Source organism: Cupriavidus sp. 86D6, assembly GCF_057815095.1.
On sequence record NZ_JBYPSB010000003.1, the window covers coordinates 374,406 to 388,936 of the forward strand.

Sequence of the window (14,531 nt, forward strand, 5' to 3'; positions counted from 1 at the left end):
GGCTAGGCAAGGTCCTCGTCAGGGTTGGTGACCAGCGCGGCATAGCTGGTGCGGGGCCGCGTGTTCAGTTCGGCCAGCAGGTCGAAGTTGCGCGGTGCCTGCTTGAGCCGGCTCACCTGGCTCTGCGGATCGGCGAGATTGCCGAACGCGATGGCCTGCGTCGGGCAACTGGCCTGGCAGGCGGTCACCACATCGCCATCGCGCAGCGGCTGGCCGAGCTTCTCCGCCTCGATCCGGGCGCGCGTGATGCGCTGCAGGCAGTACGTGCATTTTTCCATCACACCCCGGCTACGCACGGTCACTTCGGGGTTGTAGGCCGGCGGCGGCCGGTCGTCGCCCTGGTTGCTGTACTGCAGGAAGTTGAAGCGCCGCACCTTGTACGGGCAGTTGTTGGAGCAGAAGCGCGTGCCGACGCAGCGGTTGTAGACCTGCACGTTGAGGCCGGCGCTGTCGTGGACCGTGGCGCCCACCGGACACACCAGTTCGCACGGCGCGTCCTCGCAATGCATGCACGGCACGGGCTGGAACACGGTGCGTACCGGGTGGCCTTCGGTGTCATGCCCGTCGTCGTAGCGATCGACGCGTATCCAGTGCATCACGCGCCCGCGCGCCACCTCGGCCTTGCCCACCACTGGAATATTGTTCTCGGCCTGGCAGGCGATGGTGCAGGCATTGCAGCCGATGCAGGCGTTCAGGTCGACCGTCATGCCCCAGCGTTCGTTGGGGTAGGGCCAGCGCGGGTAGAGCGATGGGGCGGCCTGCGGTGCATGGCGCTTCGCGAAATGCGGATGGCGGCGGTACGCGGCGGCCGTGGCGGCCGGGGCCACCTCGCGGCCCGCCATCGACGTCTGCGTCTGCACCACCGCGAACGCATGGGTAGCGCCGGTCGCCTCGACGGCGATGGCGTGCGGCCCGGCGGACGTGCGCAGCGCATAGGCGTCGAAGCCCACGCCGTTGCCGACGCGCCCGGCATGGCGTCGCCCATAGCCGAGCGGCAGCGTGACGACCCCTTCGGCCTGATGCGTCATGACCCATACCGGCGCCTCGACGGCCTCGCCGCGGCCGTCCTCGCGGCGTATCCGCACGATGTCCCCGGTAGCCAGACGGTGCGACCGGGCCGTCAGCGGGCCGATCAGCGCCGCGTTGTCCCAGGTATGCCGCGTCAGCGCGCGCGGCAGTTCCTGCAGCCAGGCGTTGTTGGCCAGTTCGCCGGCATCGGTGGCGGGGTCGGGCGTGAAGCGTGCGACCAGCGGCGCCGCATGGAATGGCGGGGGCGCGATGTGGCGGTGCAAGTCGGGCTGCACGGCCGGGGCTGCCGTCTCTGGGATCACGCCAGTGCGCAGCGCAAGCTGCCAGAAGTCATCGAAGCCGGACGGCTGGCGCGCCTGCCAGTGCGCGCGTACAAGCGCATGACCGGATGCCGGCAGGTCGTCGGTAGCGGCGGACAGCAGTTCATGGGCCGAGCGGCCGCCGTTGAGCGGCGCAATCAGCGGCTGCACGATCGATGCGGTGCCGTCCCAGGCATGGGCGTCGCTCCACCGCTCCAGATCGTGCGTCATCGGGAGATGCCAGGTGGTCAGGCGAGCCGTTTCGTCGCGGTACAGCCCCAGATGGGCCGACCACGGCACGTGGGCCAGCGCGGCACGGAAATCCACGTCGCAAGGCGCGTCATACGCCGGGTTGGCATCGACGACCAGCAGCGCCGATACCTGCCCGGCCTGCATGGCCTGGGTCAGTGCCGCCAGCGAATGGCCGTTTCCCCCGGGGCGTCTCGGCGATCGGGCCACCGTGCGTACCGCCTTGCCGAGATTGCCCAGCCGGGCGTTGATGCGCCAGATCAGCGCCTGCGTGGGCAGCGCGAGGTTGTCGCCCGGAACCAGCAAGGACTGACCCGGCGGGGTTTCGGCCAGACGCCGGGCCAGCACATCAAGCCAGCGGCGCGCCATGGCGTTGTCGGGGGCGGGTGTGTCCGCCGCCGCTTCGGGCATGCCCAGTCTGCGCGCAAGCGACCACGCCAGGCGTTCGATGTCATGCGGTGGCAGTGCCAGGCGGTTGTCGGCGATTTCGCCGGTCAGCGTGGGCGACGATTCGATCGCATGGAGGCGGCGCGCCAGCGCGGGTGCCACGCCGCGGCGGTCGGCCATCAGGTCGTGCGCGTGCCGTACGGCGCCGGGCCCATGGCCAAGCAGATCGCCATCGAAGGTCACCACGAGCCGGGCTGGCGTGATATCGATGACAGGGTCCACCGCATCGCCAAAGGCCAGGTCGATGGCCGGGGTGCCGTCCTGGACCGGATCATGGGCGTGCCAGACGGCCTTCGGATACCGTTCCAGCCAGCGCGCGATCTGTGCCGCCAGCGTAGGCGAGCCGACATTGCCGGTCAGCAGGCGCAGACCCTCGCCATCGCGGTCCCGCCACTGCGTGCGCTGGATGGCCAGTGCTGCGTCGAAAGCCTGCCAGGTCGACATGGCGGCGCCCCGACAGGGTGTCTGGCTGCGGTCGGGGTCCCATAGCTGGAGCACGGCGGCCTGGTCGAATGGATGCGTGGCGCCCAGGCTGGCAGGGTGGCGCGGATTGCCTTCGATCTTGGTCGGGCGGCCCATGTTGCTTTCGACCAGCACGCCGGTGCCATAACCATGGCGCGTCAGCGCGGTGGCGTAGAACAGCGGCCGGCCCGGCACCATGCCCTCGGGCATGTGGACGTAGGGGACGATGGTCTCCTTCGGCGGCCCGCTGCAGGCGCTACCGGCCAGCGCGGCCGAGGCGGCCATCACGCGCAGGAAGTCGCGCCGGGCGCGGCTGTCGGGGGCGTCGGTGGGCCCGGAAGCATCGGCGGCTTCGCGCGCGGGGACGATCGGAATCACGGGCCGGTGCGTCATCGATGACAGGTGGAACAATCGGTGAGGCGTCGCGTGTCCTGCAGGTGATACATCTTCTGCAGCAGGGCCATTTCGTCCGGCGCAAGCGGGGGGCGCTCGCGCATCGCAAAGATGTCGGTCGGCGCGTGCAGGTGGCGGGCAGGGTCGCGGTGGCATGCCAGGCACCACTGCATGTCGAGCGGCGCCACCCGGCGCGTCAGCGGCATCTGGTCCACCCGCCCGTGGCACTCCTGGCAGGCCACGCCCTTGGCCACGTGGATGCCGTGGTCGAAATACACGAAATCGGGCAGGTCATGCACGCGGGTCCACGCCAGCGGGCGGTTGTCGCGCAGGCTGGCATGCAGCGGCGCCAGCATCGGCGCGTCGCGAAACAGCACGCTGTGACAGGTCAGGCATACGCTGGTGGCCGGCATGCCGGCAAAAGCCGACGTCTCCACGGACGCATGGCAATAGCGGCAGTCGATGCCATCGTCCGAGACATGATGCTTGTGGCTGAACGGTATGGGCTGCGCAACGGGATCCTGCATCTCGATCTGTGGGGCCATGGACCAGCGGGCCACCCCTAGGGCGACGGCGACAAGAATCAGCACGCCAAGGGCAAGCAGCTTGAGAACAAAGACTTCCGCGCGGGTGAAGGCCTGCGCCATGACGCGATTTTCTTTCTGGCGAAACATCTGGTCGCTGCAATTGCGATGCCAGGGGCCAGGCTTGTAGGCGCCGACGGGCTGGCGAGAGGCTGCAGGCCGCGTGTGTAGCTCTTACACGGGCGCGCTGCAATTGCCGGGCCTGGGACAGCCGGACGCCACTACGAATTTTCGTAGGATTTGTGGACAGCACGTTTGGGCCAGACTATCCGGGAGGGCGGGGGTAAGATACCGGCGCCGGACATCCAAGAGGAGACACAGCATGAGCAGCAAGAACACGATCTGTTTGTGGTTCGAGCGGGACGCGCTGGACGCGGCCACCTTCTATGCCCAGCACATCCCGGACAGCAAGGTCGGCGCGGTGATGCGGGCGCCCGGCGACTATCCCGACGGCAAGCTTGGCGACGTGCTGACCGTGGAGTTCACGGTGGCCGGCATTCCCTGCGTCGGGCTGAACGGCGGCCCGCACTTCAAGCACAGCGAGGCGTTTTCTTTCCAGATCGCCACCGACGACCAGGCCGAAACCGACCGCCTGTGGAGCGCGATCGTCGACAACGGCGGGAAGGAAAGCGAATGCGGCTGGTGCAAGGACCGCTGGGGGATTTCGTGGCAGATCACGCCGCGTGTGCTGCTGGCCGGGATCTCCGACCCCGACCGCGCGGCGGCCAAGCGTGTGTTCGACGCCATGATGACGATGCGCAAGATCGACATTGCCGCCATCGAGGCGGCGCGGCGTGGCTGAGTGCCGCCGGTGACGAATAGGCCTCAAAACATCCTGGAACCCGGAGCGAGCATGCCGATGCCGACCTGTGTGCCAGCGCAGACGGCGCTGGTGGTCATGCACTATCAGACGGACATCCTGAACCTGTTTCCGGACGTCGCGCCCACCTTGCTGGCCAACACGCGGCGGCTTTGCGACGCGGCCCGGGCGCGGGGCGTCAGCGTCTATTTTGCGAAGATCCACTTCGCGCCCGGTTATCCGGAGATCAGTCCGCTGAACCGGAACGGGCAGGGCATCCGGCAACTGGGCCTGTTTGTCGAGGACCGGATATCGCCAGAGCTGGGCCGCCAGCCCGATGAGCCCATCGTCGTCGCGCATCGGGCCAGCGTGTTCTTCGGCACCGACCTGCAGGTGCGGCTGTCGGCCCAGGGCATCGATACGCTGGTCATGGTGGGGATTGCCTCGACCGGCGTGATGCTGTCGTCCGTTGCGTACGCCAGCGACGCGGACTACCGGCTGCTGACGGTCAAGGATTGCTGCTACGACCCGGACCCGGTCGTCCACGATCACCTGTTTGACACGGCGTTCGCGTCGCGCACCGCCGTGCTGTCGCTGGACGAAGCCTTGTCCTGGCTTGGGTGATCGCGCTACCGGCGCCCGGGCTCTGCCGCCCAGTCGACGACCGCATCGAACAGGCGCAGCCCTTCGGCAGACAGATTGGGGAACGTCTCGTTGTCCAGGAAGATCATGGCGCGCCGCGCCGGGGCGATGGCCTCGTAATCCATCGTCGCGCCTTTCTCGTAGGTGAAGACGGCAGCCTTGTCGGGCTGGCCATAGAGCGTGGCGATGGTGCTGGCGCCCAGGCCCGGCTTGCCCCAGCTCATGGCGGCCTGCTTCTGGTACACGTTCACCACGCCCGCCGGCAGCCCGGCGGCGGCCGGATGCGGCGCGTTGACGAGCCAGACATAGCGTTCGCGCGGTGCTTCGCCAAAGTCAGTGTCGTGCCGCTTGCCGGTCATGGCCAGGTCGTCGAGATAGTCGTTCTCCCACGTCACCAGCGGCGTGCGCAGTTGCCGCCATCCGGCTTGCATCGACTTGGCCGAGACCGTGGACGACAGGATCACGCAATCGGCGTTGGCAACCACGTCGGGCGCCACATCCTGGTCATGGATCGTGACGCGATAGCCGCGCGATTCGAGATGGGTCTTCACCATCCGGTCTGTCGCGGCGCTGGGGCTCGATACCTGCGTCACGAACGCGATGGTGCGATCGGCGGCGAAAGCGGGTGCTGCCCAGAGGGCGCAGGCCGTGCCGAACGCGGCGAGTGCCGTGCGCACCCATCGGCTGGTTTTCGGCGATTCGTGCATGGTCAGAACGCGATGGTGGTGATCAGGGAAACCTGGCGGGCGTCGCCCACGGCCACAAAGTAGCGGTTGGCGCTGGACGGGTAGTACACGCGGTTGAACAGGTTCTTCGCGTTCAGCTGGAAGCGCACCTTCTGGCCGCTGATGCGCGTCTCGTAGGTGGCAAATGCGTCGAACAGCGTGTAGGCGGGCAGCGAAAAGCTGTTGGCCGAATCGCCGGGCCGGTTGCCCACGTAGTGGACCATGCCGCCCAGCCGCAGGCGGTCGCCGCCGAAGATCTGCCCGAAGTCGTAGACGGCGGATAGCGATGCGGTGTGCTGGGCCACGTTCCAGAGCCGGTTGCCGGCGTACAGCGGGTCTTCGGTGGTCTTGGCGTCGATATAGGCGTAGCTGGCGATGACGTTCCAGCGGGTGCCGATCTGCCCCGAGACGTCCAGCTCGGCGCCGCGCGAGCGGGCCTTGCCCGACGTGCGCCAGTCCGTCAGCTTGGTGACGTCGTTGTACTGGGATACCAGTACGTTTTTCTTGTCGATGTTGAACAGCGCGAACGTGCCGGTCAGGCCACCAGCCAGGTCCACTTTGGTGCCCAGTTCCCACGACCTGGCCTCTTCGGGCGCCACCGACGAGTCGATGACCACGCCGGAACTCAGCGGCGCGATGGTCGAGGTCGGCTTGAGCGATTCCGTATAGCTCGCATAGACCGATACCGCCGGCGTGGCCTTGTAGACGATGCCGGCGCGCGGCAGCCACTTGTTGCCCGAGATGTCGGTGTTGGCCGTGAAGGGGCGGCCGCGCCCCGCCACCTGGCTCCACGTCATGAAGCGCACGCCGCCGACCAGGATCCACTTGTCGGTCAGGTACAGGCTGTCCTGCAGGAAGACCGACGTGTTGTGCAGCGAATCGGTCTGGTCGCTGTCGCTGGCCGAGACCGTGGTGGACGGGCTTTCCAGGCCGTAGACCGGATTCAGGTAGCTGAACGTGTATTTGGTGGCCTGGCGCAGCAGGTCCCTGCGATAGATGAGCCGGTACTCGTGGTCCATCCCCAGCTGCACGTTGTGGCGCATGCCGCCGAGCCGGAAGTTGCCGTCGACGTAGGCAATGCCGTAGCTGTCCGTGCTCAACGCACCATGCGTGGCGTCGTTGTTGCGGCTCAGTGTGCCGTTGGTGGTGTTCACGCCGGTCACGCGCAACTGGCCTGCATCGTACGTCTCGCGGTTGTAGCTGTAGCCGAAGTGACCTTTCCAGTCGGCATTGAACTGGTGGTCCACCGATAGCTGCGCCAGATGCGATTCGCCGCCCATCTCGTTGAATGACTCGTCGAGCCGCCGGCGGCTCGGAATGGCCAACGGTTCGTTGGTGCGCGGGTCCAGCGCCGTGCCGCGATCGAACGGATACAGGAATTTGCGGTACTCGTACGACAGCACGGCCTGCGTGTCCTTGCCGTACCACGCCACCGATGGCGCGATCAGCGTTTCGCGGTGGACCCCGAAATTGCGCCAGTACTGCTCGTCGGTGTAGTCCGCCACGAGCCGGTAGGCCAGCGGCGTGTCGCCAACGGCGCCGGTGGTGTCGAGGGTGCCGCCAGCGCCGTTCTTGCCGTGCCCGTACGTGGAGCCGCGCAGCGAAATCTCCGTATGACGCTGGCGTTCCGGCACCTTGCTGACGATGTTGATGACGCCGCCCGGGTCCATGATGCCGTACAGCAGCGACGCCGGCCCCTTGACCACTTCCACGCTTTCGGCAGCCGCGTTGAAACCGCGACCCTGCACCAGTGGCATGCCGTTATGCATGACCGAGCCGTCGCGGTTGCCGCCGAAGCCGCGCTTCATGATGGTGTCCTGCGTGCCGGCGAGCGTGTTGCCCTGTGTGATGCCGCTGACGTTGCCCAGGGCATCGTCCAGATTGCGGGGCCGCTGGTCCCGCAGCACCTGGGCCGGCACGATGTTGACGACCTGCGGCGTGTCCTGGAGCGGCAGGTCGGACCGCAGCGTGGACGGGCTGGGCTGCGGACGATAGCTGTCGGCCGGGCCCGTGGCGCTGACGGTCACCTTGGGCAGGGTTGTCCCGGCCGCGTCGTACGTGGCCGCGGACACCGATTCCCGCCGTACAAGAAGATAGCTCCCGTTATCCCGGGTCACCCCCAGGCCGGTGCCTTCCAGGAGGTGGTCCAGCCCGGCCTGCACCGTGTACGGGCCGCGCAGGCCGCCGGTGGTCAGGTTTGCCGTCTGCTCGGGCGTGAACGCCAGCAGGATGCCGGCCTCGCGTCCGAAGCGGTTCAGCGCGGCCTGCAAGGGGCCGGCGGGGATGTCGTAGGCGTGGACGGCGGCCGCTTGCGCGGGGGCGCCCTGCGCAGAGGCGGGGGTCGCAACGATCAGTCCTGCAGCGTGGAGGGTGGCGGCAAGCAGGGTACGCGGAATCAGTGTCGAGGGACGCAGGGCGTGGCGAAAAGCGGGACGAAAGGCGTGGCGGTCAGAAGGCATACGGAGAACGGACTGCGGAGCATCAGCAAGGAAGGTCTTACTTGCTATGTCACGCGAGAATCCGGAACAGACCACCTTTTCGCGAAATTCCCCAAAAAAATCGTGGACGGGGCCGAAACGGGGCGGCGGCGGGCTAACGGGCGGCGCCTTGGGGTGCCATGCCCTCGCGCTCCAGCCATGCGCAGAATTGCCCGACCAGTTCATCGCCAGACTTGTGGTCCGGCACGTAGGTGCAATAGCTGCGCGATGGCAGGCGCGGCGTGGCGAACGGCTCGACCAGCCGCCCGGTGGCCAGATCGTCGGCCACCAGCGCGAGCGGCCCTATTGCAATGCCGATACCGTCGATCGCGGCCTGCAAGGTCAGATAGAAGTGGTCGAAGTTCAGGGTGGCGGCCGGGATCAGCGTCGGCATCTGCACGCTGGCCAGCCAGTCTGGCCAGAGACGGGGCAGGCTCGAGGTGTGCAGCAACGTGTGTTGGCGCAAGTCGCCTGGCGACTGGAGCGGCAGGCGCTGCAGCAGCGCCCGGCTGCAGACCGGCGCCCGTTCCTCGTGCAGGAAGGAGCGGGTCGCATAGCCGTAGAACGTGTCCGGACCGCCCCGGATGATCACGTCATACCCGTCTCCGAGGCTCTCCAGCGGCGCGTTGGAGGTCTCCACGCTGATCTCCACATCGGGATGCGCCGCCCGAAACGCTGCGAGCCTGGGCACCAGCCAGCGCAAGGTGAAGGTGGCGGATGCGTTCACGGACAAGGTCCGGGCGACTGTATCGGTCACGCCATATCGGGCCGTGGCCAGCGAAAGCTGCTCGAACAGGGGGCCGACCTTGTCCAGATAGGCCTTGGCCGCGGGCGTCAGTGCCACGCGGCGGTGATGCCGTTCGAACAACGGGGCGCCAAGCCATTCTTCGAGCAGGCGCACCTGCTGGCTGACCGCGCCGTGCGTCACATGCAGTTCGACGGCGGCGTCCTTGATGCTGCCGAGCCGGCCAGCGGCCTCGAAGGCCCGCAAGGCATTGAGCGGAGGCAAGACGCGTTTCATTCGAGTGAGATTTTCTAACGTGACCGGCCAATTTATCTCGATTGTCCGGCGCTTACAAGATAGATATCCTGCTTGTCGATGGTTTCTCCCTCTTGTTGACGTGTTCTGACGCGTTTTGACGCGGTCTGACGTGTTTCCCGCTCACTTTCATTCGGCAACCCTATGTTCAGTCTGACCGGCGGCGTCGTGCTATTGGCCGCCTTGCTTCACGCAAGCTGGAACGCGATGCTGCATGGCAATCGGGATCGCTTCCTGTCCATGACGTGGATGAGCATCGCCATCGCGGCGGTGGCCACGGTTATCGTCCTTTCCAGCCCCTTGCCGGCCCCCGCCGCGTGGCCGTACGTGGTGGCATCTGGGCTCGTGCATATCGTCTACAACATGAGCCTGGTGCGGTCGTACCGCCGCAACGACCTGGCGCTGGCCTATCCGGTTGCGCGCGGTTCGTCGCCGCTGCTGGTGACGCTCGGGGCGGCATGGTTCGCGCAGGAGGCCATCGCGCCGCTGCACGTGCTGGGGGTGGCGATGATATCGGGCGGCATCATCGCCATCGCGTTGCAGGGGCGCCGTGTGTCGCGCGCGGGTGCGCTGGCAGCGCTGGCGACTGGCGCGACGATTGCGCTCTATACGGTCATCGACGGCATCGGCGTCAGGCTTTCCGGCGGCCAGGCGCTTTCCTACACCGCGTGGATGTTCCTGTTCTACTGGTTGATGCCGGTGCTGTTCGTTGCGATGCGTGGCGCGGGGGCGCTCTGGATGCCGGTCCGCGCCGCCCCGCTGTCGGTCGGCGTATCGCTGGCGGGCGGGCTGGTGTCGCTGGCCGCGTATGGGATCGTGATCTGGGTGCTGCAGTCGGGTGCGATGGGCGCGGTGTCGGCGTTGCGAGAAACCAGCGTGGTGTTCGCGGTGCTGATCGGACGGGTGTTCCTGGGAGAAACCGTCAGCCGGGCACGCTGGCTTGCCTGCCTGGTCGTCACGGCCGGCACGATTTGCCTGGGACTTTGAACAAGCGGAGAGATTGGCAACATGACAAGCGACATGAATCAGGATCGGTGGACGGGTCAATGCCACTGCGGGGCGGTGCGCTTCGAGGCGACACTCAGCAACGGCCTCGACACGGTACGCCGCTGCAACTGTTCCTACTGCCGGATGCGAGGCGCTGTCGTCGTCGCGGCGGAGATCGGTGGCATCAGGTTTCTGCGCGGCGAGGCGCTACTGAGCAGCTACCGCTTCAACACCGGATTGGCCCAGCACTTCTTCTGTTCGCGCTGCGGCATCCATACGCATCTGCAGCGGCGTTCGAATCCGAATCTGTACGGCGTCAACGTAGCTTGCCTGGACGGCGTCAGCCCGTTCGATTTTGCCGAAGTGCCAGTCATGGATGGCGTCAATCATCCGAACGATACCGGCGGCCCGGCGCGGCAGGCCGGCACGCTCCGGTACGTGCCGGCTGACGCGCCGCTTGGCTGAAGAATCAGCCTCGTTCCCCAGGCGCTGGGCAGCCCTTGCCCGCTACTTCCTTGTCGCCGAACTGCACGCCGCCGCCAGAGGCGCTGACGTTGTCGCCCTGGTGCCGCCGACGTGCCGCCATGCCGATATTGTGCGCAGGGCGGGCGGCGCCTATCATCGCGGGGCCGGCGTCCCGTTTTGCCGCGCCATGGGATCGGTCACATGGGCGGCGATGTGGCGAGCCACCGGACCACTCATTGGGCCCACCACCGTCAAGCGACTGGAAGAACATGAATAACACCCCCATTCCGCAGGCTGTCTACAGCCCCATCACCCGCAGCGCGATCTTTATCGTCGCCACCATTTCGGAAGGCGACGCGCACGCCGACACGGTCAGGTCGATCTGCGGCGACATCGCCGCGCTGGTGCGCTCGGTAGGCAAGCGTGTGCCGGCGGGCAATCTGTCGTGCGTTTGCGGCTTTGCATCGGATGCCTGGAGCCGGCTTTTCGGCAATCCCCGCCCGGCATCGCTGCATCCGTTTCGTGAGTTCGAGGCCGGCAACCGCCGCGCCCCGGCGACGCCTGGCGACCTGCTCCTGCATATCCGCGCCGACCAGATGGACCTGTGCTTCGAGCTGGCCATGCAGCTGATGCGGCGCCTGGGCGACGCCGTGACCGTGGTCGATGAAGTGCAGGGATTCCGGTACTTCGACATGCGCAGCATGGTGGGCTTTGTCGATGGCACGGAGAACCCCGAGGGCGACGACAAGGCCCGTTTCACGATCATCGGCGACGAAGACGCGGCATTCGCGGGCGGCAGCTATGTGCTCGTACAGAAGTACCTGCACAACATGGATGCCTGGAACGACCTGACGGTGGAGGCCCAGGAGCGCATCATCGGGCGGACCAAGCTCGACGACATCGAGCTTGACGATGCGGTCAAGCCGTCTTGCTCGCACAGCACGCTGACGACGCTCGAGGAAAACGGCGAGGAGATCAAGATCCTGCGCGACAACATGCCGTTCGGCCAGCCCGGCAAGGGCGAATTCGGCACGTACTTCATTGGCTACGCCCGCTCGCCGGCACCGATCGAGCAGATGCTCGAAAACATGGTGGTCGGCAAGCCGCCCGGCAACTATGACCGGCTGCTCGATTTCAGCCAGGCGGTGACGGGCGGCCTGTTCTTCGTGCCGTCAGCCGAGCTGCTGGAGTCGCTGTCGGAGCGCGAGCCCGGCACGGCGGGCTGACCGGCCGGCATCAGGCCAAAAGAACGCCCGCCAAGGTATGGGTGGATGGCCACCTTCAGGGAGCAAGTCGTCTGGGGCGGCTTGCGGGCATGTCAGCCAAATCCGCAGCCTGATCTGATGCCTGTCTGACATCGGGGCGCCGAGCGCAATGCTAGATTGATCTTCAGATCAATGGAGGCGCGAGGACATTGCGGCCATGTTCAATGACGGTCTTCGCGCAGCACACTGGGCGCTTCTCCTGGCGTGCCTCGTATTCGGCGGGCCCGCCGCAGCAGCCAACGAGGATCCCACGGCAAGTCTGGAGGAAGTGGCGCCGACCAGCGGCAGCGAGGTGTCGAAACCCGAGGAGACGATAGCGGTACATGCGCAGTCCACTTACGTCTGGCAGTACAAGCCATCGTTCCCGGCCGCCTACACAGGCACCAAGAGCCTGCTGCCGTCGGCGGAACACGGCTACTCATGGTCGGCAACGCTGAGCGTCGGTTTGCGCCTGTGGCATGGCGCCGCTGTCTTTCTGGACCCGGAACTGATCCAGGGTGTCGCATTTTCCGATTCGCAGGGGCTGGGCGGCCTGGCGAACGCGGAACTGGCCAAGGCCGCCGTTGCCAATCCCACGATCTACCGGGCTCGCCTTTTCCTCAGGCAGGAGATTGCAATCGGTAGCGAGACGGAATCGGCGGAATCGGGGTTTCATCAACTTGCCGGCTCACGGGCCAAGCGCCGCGTCGTCATCACGGCTGGGAATCTGTCGGTGCTGGATGTCTTCAACAGCCTTGAGTACGCCCACGATCCGCGCAGCGAGTACCTGAATACGGCCTTTGCCTCGCACGCGTCGTTCGACTATCCCGCCGATGCGCGGGGCTATACCTGGGGCGCGGCGGTCGAGTACATCGATGGCGACTGGGCGGTGCGCATCGGCCGGTTCCTGCAACCCTTGGAGCCAAACGGGCTGCAACTGGACACCCGGATCTTCGAGCATTACGGCGACATGCTGGAAGTGGAGCGGGCCTATACCTTGCTCGGCAACGCTGGGAAAGCGCGCCTGCTGCTGTGGCGCAATCACGCGCATATGGGGGCGTTTTCGGACGCCATCGATCTGGCGTCCCGCAGCGGCGGCCCGCCTGATGTGGCGCAAGTCCGGCGCGAGCATGCGAAAGTGGGGGCAGGCGTGAGCCTGGAGCAGAAGGTTGGCGAATCGCTGGGCCTATATGCCAGGGCCGATTGGGCCGATGACAAGACCGAAAGCTATGCATTTACCGAAGTGGGGCGTAGCGCTTCGGTCGGGGCGATCCTGAAGGGCGGTAGTTGGCATCGCGGCATGGACAGCCTGGGGGTCGCGGTGGCTGTCAACGGACTGTCGAAGCAGCATCAGGAATACCTGGCGAAGGGCGGCCTGGGCGGCTTTCTTGGCGACGGCGCGCTGCGCTATGGCCCCGAGCAGATTTGCGAGGTGTTCTACAGCCTGGCCGTGCAGCGGCATCTCTTCATCAGCCCGGACTTCCAGTACATCCGGCACCCCGGCTACAACCGCGATCGTGGGCCCGCGCGCTTTTACGGTGTGCGCGTACATGCACAATTTTGAGACCGAGGTGTCCGGATAGGACGATATCCGGACAATCCGTCATCGATTTCCATCCCGCCGGCCCTCGATTAATGTAGAAATTACGATTCCGGGGAAAGGGGGGCAATGGTTATGGGACTCGAAGACTTGGGGGACCTGGCGGCGGTCGAGCGATATCTGAAAGACCTCAGCAAGGATGTGGCAAGCCAGACACGGTTGGTCCGCTGGCTGACCCGGGACGGGCGGGATGCCACGATCGAGGCACAGGTGCTGACGAATATGAGAGGCGCCCTCGATGCATTGGAATGGCGCGCAGCCCAGTTGCGCCGTGAGAAAGCCGGTGCTTCGGCGGTCGATAAATGAAGCCGGTCATCCATCACTTCCATTCGAATCCGCCCCGCCACGGCGTGAAATACTATGTGGTCTTCGCCGCCTGCGTATTGGCGGTGGGCGCGGTCTACGCGGCGGTGTCTCTCCTGGTTCGGGCCCTGTAGACGTTGTCCCGCCACCTTGCTGCGCAGGACCCGCCCGACTTCGGCGGCCCGTCTGCGGCTGCCTGCATTCACCATCCGATTTCCGCCATGGTCCGCCCTCAGCGGTTCGCTAGACGCTGACCAGCGCCCGACCGGCAAGGCAGAAGTTTCGTCGGCATTGAAAAATCGAACTACGCAAGTTGCTGAGGCAGGCGCGCCCCTCAGAAAAAAAAGAACCGCGCCAAGCTTACGGCGCGGCCTGAGCGAGTTGCCGGCGGGTGCCGGACGACATCAATGTAGTACGTGGCCGCTTGCGCCGTTGCGTCAGGAATCGACGGGTTTCGTACAGCGTCATCGCGTGCGGATCAGAGGCACACGGCGGGTGAAGGGCGGCCCAGCTACTCCTTTTTTGCAGACGCGCCACCATCGAACGTCCTGTCAACACGCGCTTTCGCGCTTTTGATCGCCGCATCCATCGCCGTTCGCTTGCTGCCGTGAAAGGGGCCATGATCGCTATAGGCTGCCTTGTGGTCGATGGTGTACGTCCAGCACCATTTGCCAAAAACGTGTTCTTCGGCTTTGACCACGATATGGTGGCCGCGATAGAAGAGACTTTCCTCCATGGTTGCTCCTGGCAGGCAGGGGAATGAAGTGGCAAGGGCCGTATCTGCCTG

General features: G+C 66.1%; 13 protein-coding genes. 7 read left to right on the forward strand and 6 right to left on the reverse strand.

Annotation, left to right across the window (positions count from 1 at the left end; all coding sequences use genetic code 11):
• Positions 1-2: 2 nt before the first annotated feature.
• Positions 3-2,879 carry a 4Fe-4S dicluster domain-containing protein gene (locus tag AC3G88_RS10630; protein WP_488772542.1) on the reverse strand — a complete coding sequence of 959 codons (2,877 nt, stop codon included), beginning with the start codon at positions 2,877-2,879 and terminating at the stop codon, positions 3-5.
• Entirely contained in the window at positions 2,876-3,526 is a 651-nt protein-coding gene (locus tag AC3G88_RS10635) for a cytochrome c3 family protein (RefSeq protein ID WP_488893387.1), read from the reverse strand. The genes AC3G88_RS10630 and AC3G88_RS10635 overlap by 4 nt, the downstream gene beginning before the upstream one ends.
• A 259-nt stretch (positions 3,527-3,785) precedes the next feature.
• Here AC3G88_RS10635 and AC3G88_RS10640 point away from each other — a divergent pair, with 259 nt between their 5' ends.
• A complete protein-coding gene (locus AC3G88_RS10640) occupies positions 3,786-4,265 on the forward strand; it encodes a VOC family protein (RefSeq protein WP_487522917.1) in 480 nt (159 codons plus the stop codon).
• 51 nt (positions 4,266-4,316) lie between these two features.
• Positions 4,317-4,886: a cysteine hydrolase family protein gene (locus tag AC3G88_RS10645; protein ID WP_488772539.1), complete on the forward strand. Its 570-nt coding sequence runs from the start codon at positions 4,317-4,319 to the stop codon at positions 4,884-4,886.
• 5 nt (positions 4,887-4,891) lie between these two features.
• On the opposite strand, the gene AC3G88_RS10650 is transcribed toward AC3G88_RS10645, so the two are convergent.
• The 3 genes from AC3G88_RS10650 to AC3G88_RS10660 form a co-directional block, all read right to left on the reverse strand.
• Positions 4,892-5,611, reverse strand: a complete 720-nt coding sequence (locus AC3G88_RS10650; RefSeq protein WP_488772538.1) for a hypothetical protein — start codon at positions 5,609-5,611, stop codon at positions 4,892-4,894.
• A gap of 2 nt (positions 5,612-5,613) precedes the next feature.
• The gene (locus tag AC3G88_RS10655) at positions 5,614-8,088 is read right to left on the reverse strand and encodes a TonB-dependent siderophore receptor (RefSeq protein WP_488772536.1); all 2,475 of its coding nucleotides are present in this window, start codon (positions 8,086-8,088) and stop codon (positions 5,614-5,616) included.
• Positions 8,089-8,221: 133 nt separating this feature from the next.
• Entirely contained in the window at positions 8,222-9,127 is a 906-nt protein-coding gene (locus AC3G88_RS10660) for a LysR substrate-binding domain-containing protein (protein WP_488772535.1), read from the reverse strand.
• A 162-nt stretch (positions 9,128-9,289) separates the two neighbouring features.
• Here AC3G88_RS10660 and AC3G88_RS10665 point away from each other — a divergent pair, with 162 nt between their 5' ends.
• The 5 genes from AC3G88_RS10665 (at position 9,290) to AC3G88_RS10685 (ending at position 13,747) form a co-directional block, all read left to right on the forward strand.
• Positions 9,290-10,132 (forward strand): EamA family transporter, encoded by an 843-nt coding sequence (locus AC3G88_RS10665; protein ID WP_488772534.1) that lies wholly within the window; start codon positions 9,290-9,292, stop codon positions 10,130-10,132.
• Between the two features lie 21 nt (positions 10,133-10,153).
• On the forward strand, positions 10,154-10,597 hold the full coding sequence (locus AC3G88_RS10670; RefSeq protein ID WP_488772533.1) for a GFA family protein: 444 nt from the start codon (positions 10,154-10,156) through the stop codon (positions 10,595-10,597).
• Between the two features lie 269 nt (positions 10,598-10,866).
• Positions 10,867-11,823 carry a Dyp-type peroxidase gene (locus AC3G88_RS10675; protein ID WP_488772532.1) on the forward strand — a complete coding sequence of 319 codons (957 nt, stop codon included), beginning with the start codon at positions 10,867-10,869 and terminating at the stop codon, positions 11,821-11,823.
• A 196-nt stretch (positions 11,824-12,019) separates the two neighbouring features.
• Positions 12,020-13,405: a carbohydrate porin gene (locus AC3G88_RS10680; protein ID WP_488772531.1), complete on the forward strand. Its 1,386-nt coding sequence runs from the start codon at positions 12,020-12,022 to the stop codon at positions 13,403-13,405.
• A 111-nt stretch (positions 13,406-13,516) separates the two neighbouring features.
• Positions 13,517-13,747 carry a hypothetical protein gene (locus AC3G88_RS10685; RefSeq protein WP_488772530.1) on the forward strand — a complete coding sequence of 77 codons (231 nt, stop codon included), beginning with the start codon at positions 13,517-13,519 and terminating at the stop codon, positions 13,745-13,747.
• 508 nt (positions 13,748-14,255) lie between these two features.
• Here AC3G88_RS10685 and AC3G88_RS10690 read toward each other — a convergent pair.
• Positions 14,256-14,480: a hypothetical protein gene (locus tag AC3G88_RS10690; RefSeq protein WP_488772529.1), complete on the reverse strand. Its 225-nt coding sequence runs from the start codon at positions 14,478-14,480 to the stop codon at positions 14,256-14,258.
• Positions 14,481-14,531 lie beyond the last annotated feature (51 nt).

Bases quoted from the DNA above. Each gene is read 5' to 3' on its own strand.
- AC3G88_RS10635 (WP_488893387.1), bottom strand. From the start codon at position 3,526: ATGGCGCAGGCCTTCACCCGCGCGGAAGTCTTTGTTCTCAAGCTGCTT.
- AC3G88_RS10665 (WP_488772534.1), top strand. From the start codon at position 9,290: ATGTTCAGTCTGACCGGCGGCGTCGTGCTATTGGCCGCCTTGCTTCAC.
- AC3G88_RS10670 (WP_488772533.1), top strand. From the start codon at position 10,154: ATGACAAGCGACATGAATCAGGATCGGTGGACGGGTCAATGCCACTGC.
- AC3G88_RS10645 (WP_488772539.1), top strand. From the start codon at position 4,317: ATGCCGATGCCGACCTGTGTGCCAGCGCAGACGGCGCTGGTGGTCATG.
- AC3G88_RS10640 (WP_487522917.1), top strand. From the start codon at position 3,786: ATGAGCAGCAAGAACACGATCTGTTTGTGGTTCGAGCGGGACGCGCTG.
- AC3G88_RS10685 (WP_488772530.1), top strand. From the start codon at position 13,517: ATGGGACTCGAAGACTTGGGGGACCTGGCGGCGGTCGAGCGATATCTG.
- AC3G88_RS10690 (WP_488772529.1), bottom strand. From the start codon at position 14,480: ATGGAGGAAAGTCTCTTCTATCGCGGCCACCATATCGTGGTCAAAGCC.
- AC3G88_RS10660 (WP_488772535.1), bottom strand. From the start codon at position 9,127: ATGAAACGCGTCTTGCCTCCGCTCAATGCCTTGCGGGCCTTCGAGGCC.
- AC3G88_RS10680 (WP_488772531.1), top strand. From the start codon at position 12,020: ATGTTCAATGACGGTCTTCGCGCAGCACACTGGGCGCTTCTCCTGGCG.
- AC3G88_RS10675 (WP_488772532.1), top strand. From the start codon at position 10,867: ATGAATAACACCCCCATTCCGCAGGCTGTCTACAGCCCCATCACCCGC.
- AC3G88_RS10650 (WP_488772538.1), bottom strand. From the start codon at position 5,611: ATGCACGAATCGCCGAAAACCAGCCGATGGGTGCGCACGGCACTCGCC.
- AC3G88_RS10630 (WP_488772542.1), bottom strand. From the start codon at position 2,879: ATGACGCACCGGCCCGTGATTCCGATCGTCCCCGCGCGCGAAGCCGCC.
- AC3G88_RS10655 (WP_488772536.1), bottom strand. From the start codon at position 8,088: ATGCCTTCTGACCGCCACGCCTTTCGTCCCGCTTTTCGCCACGCCCTG.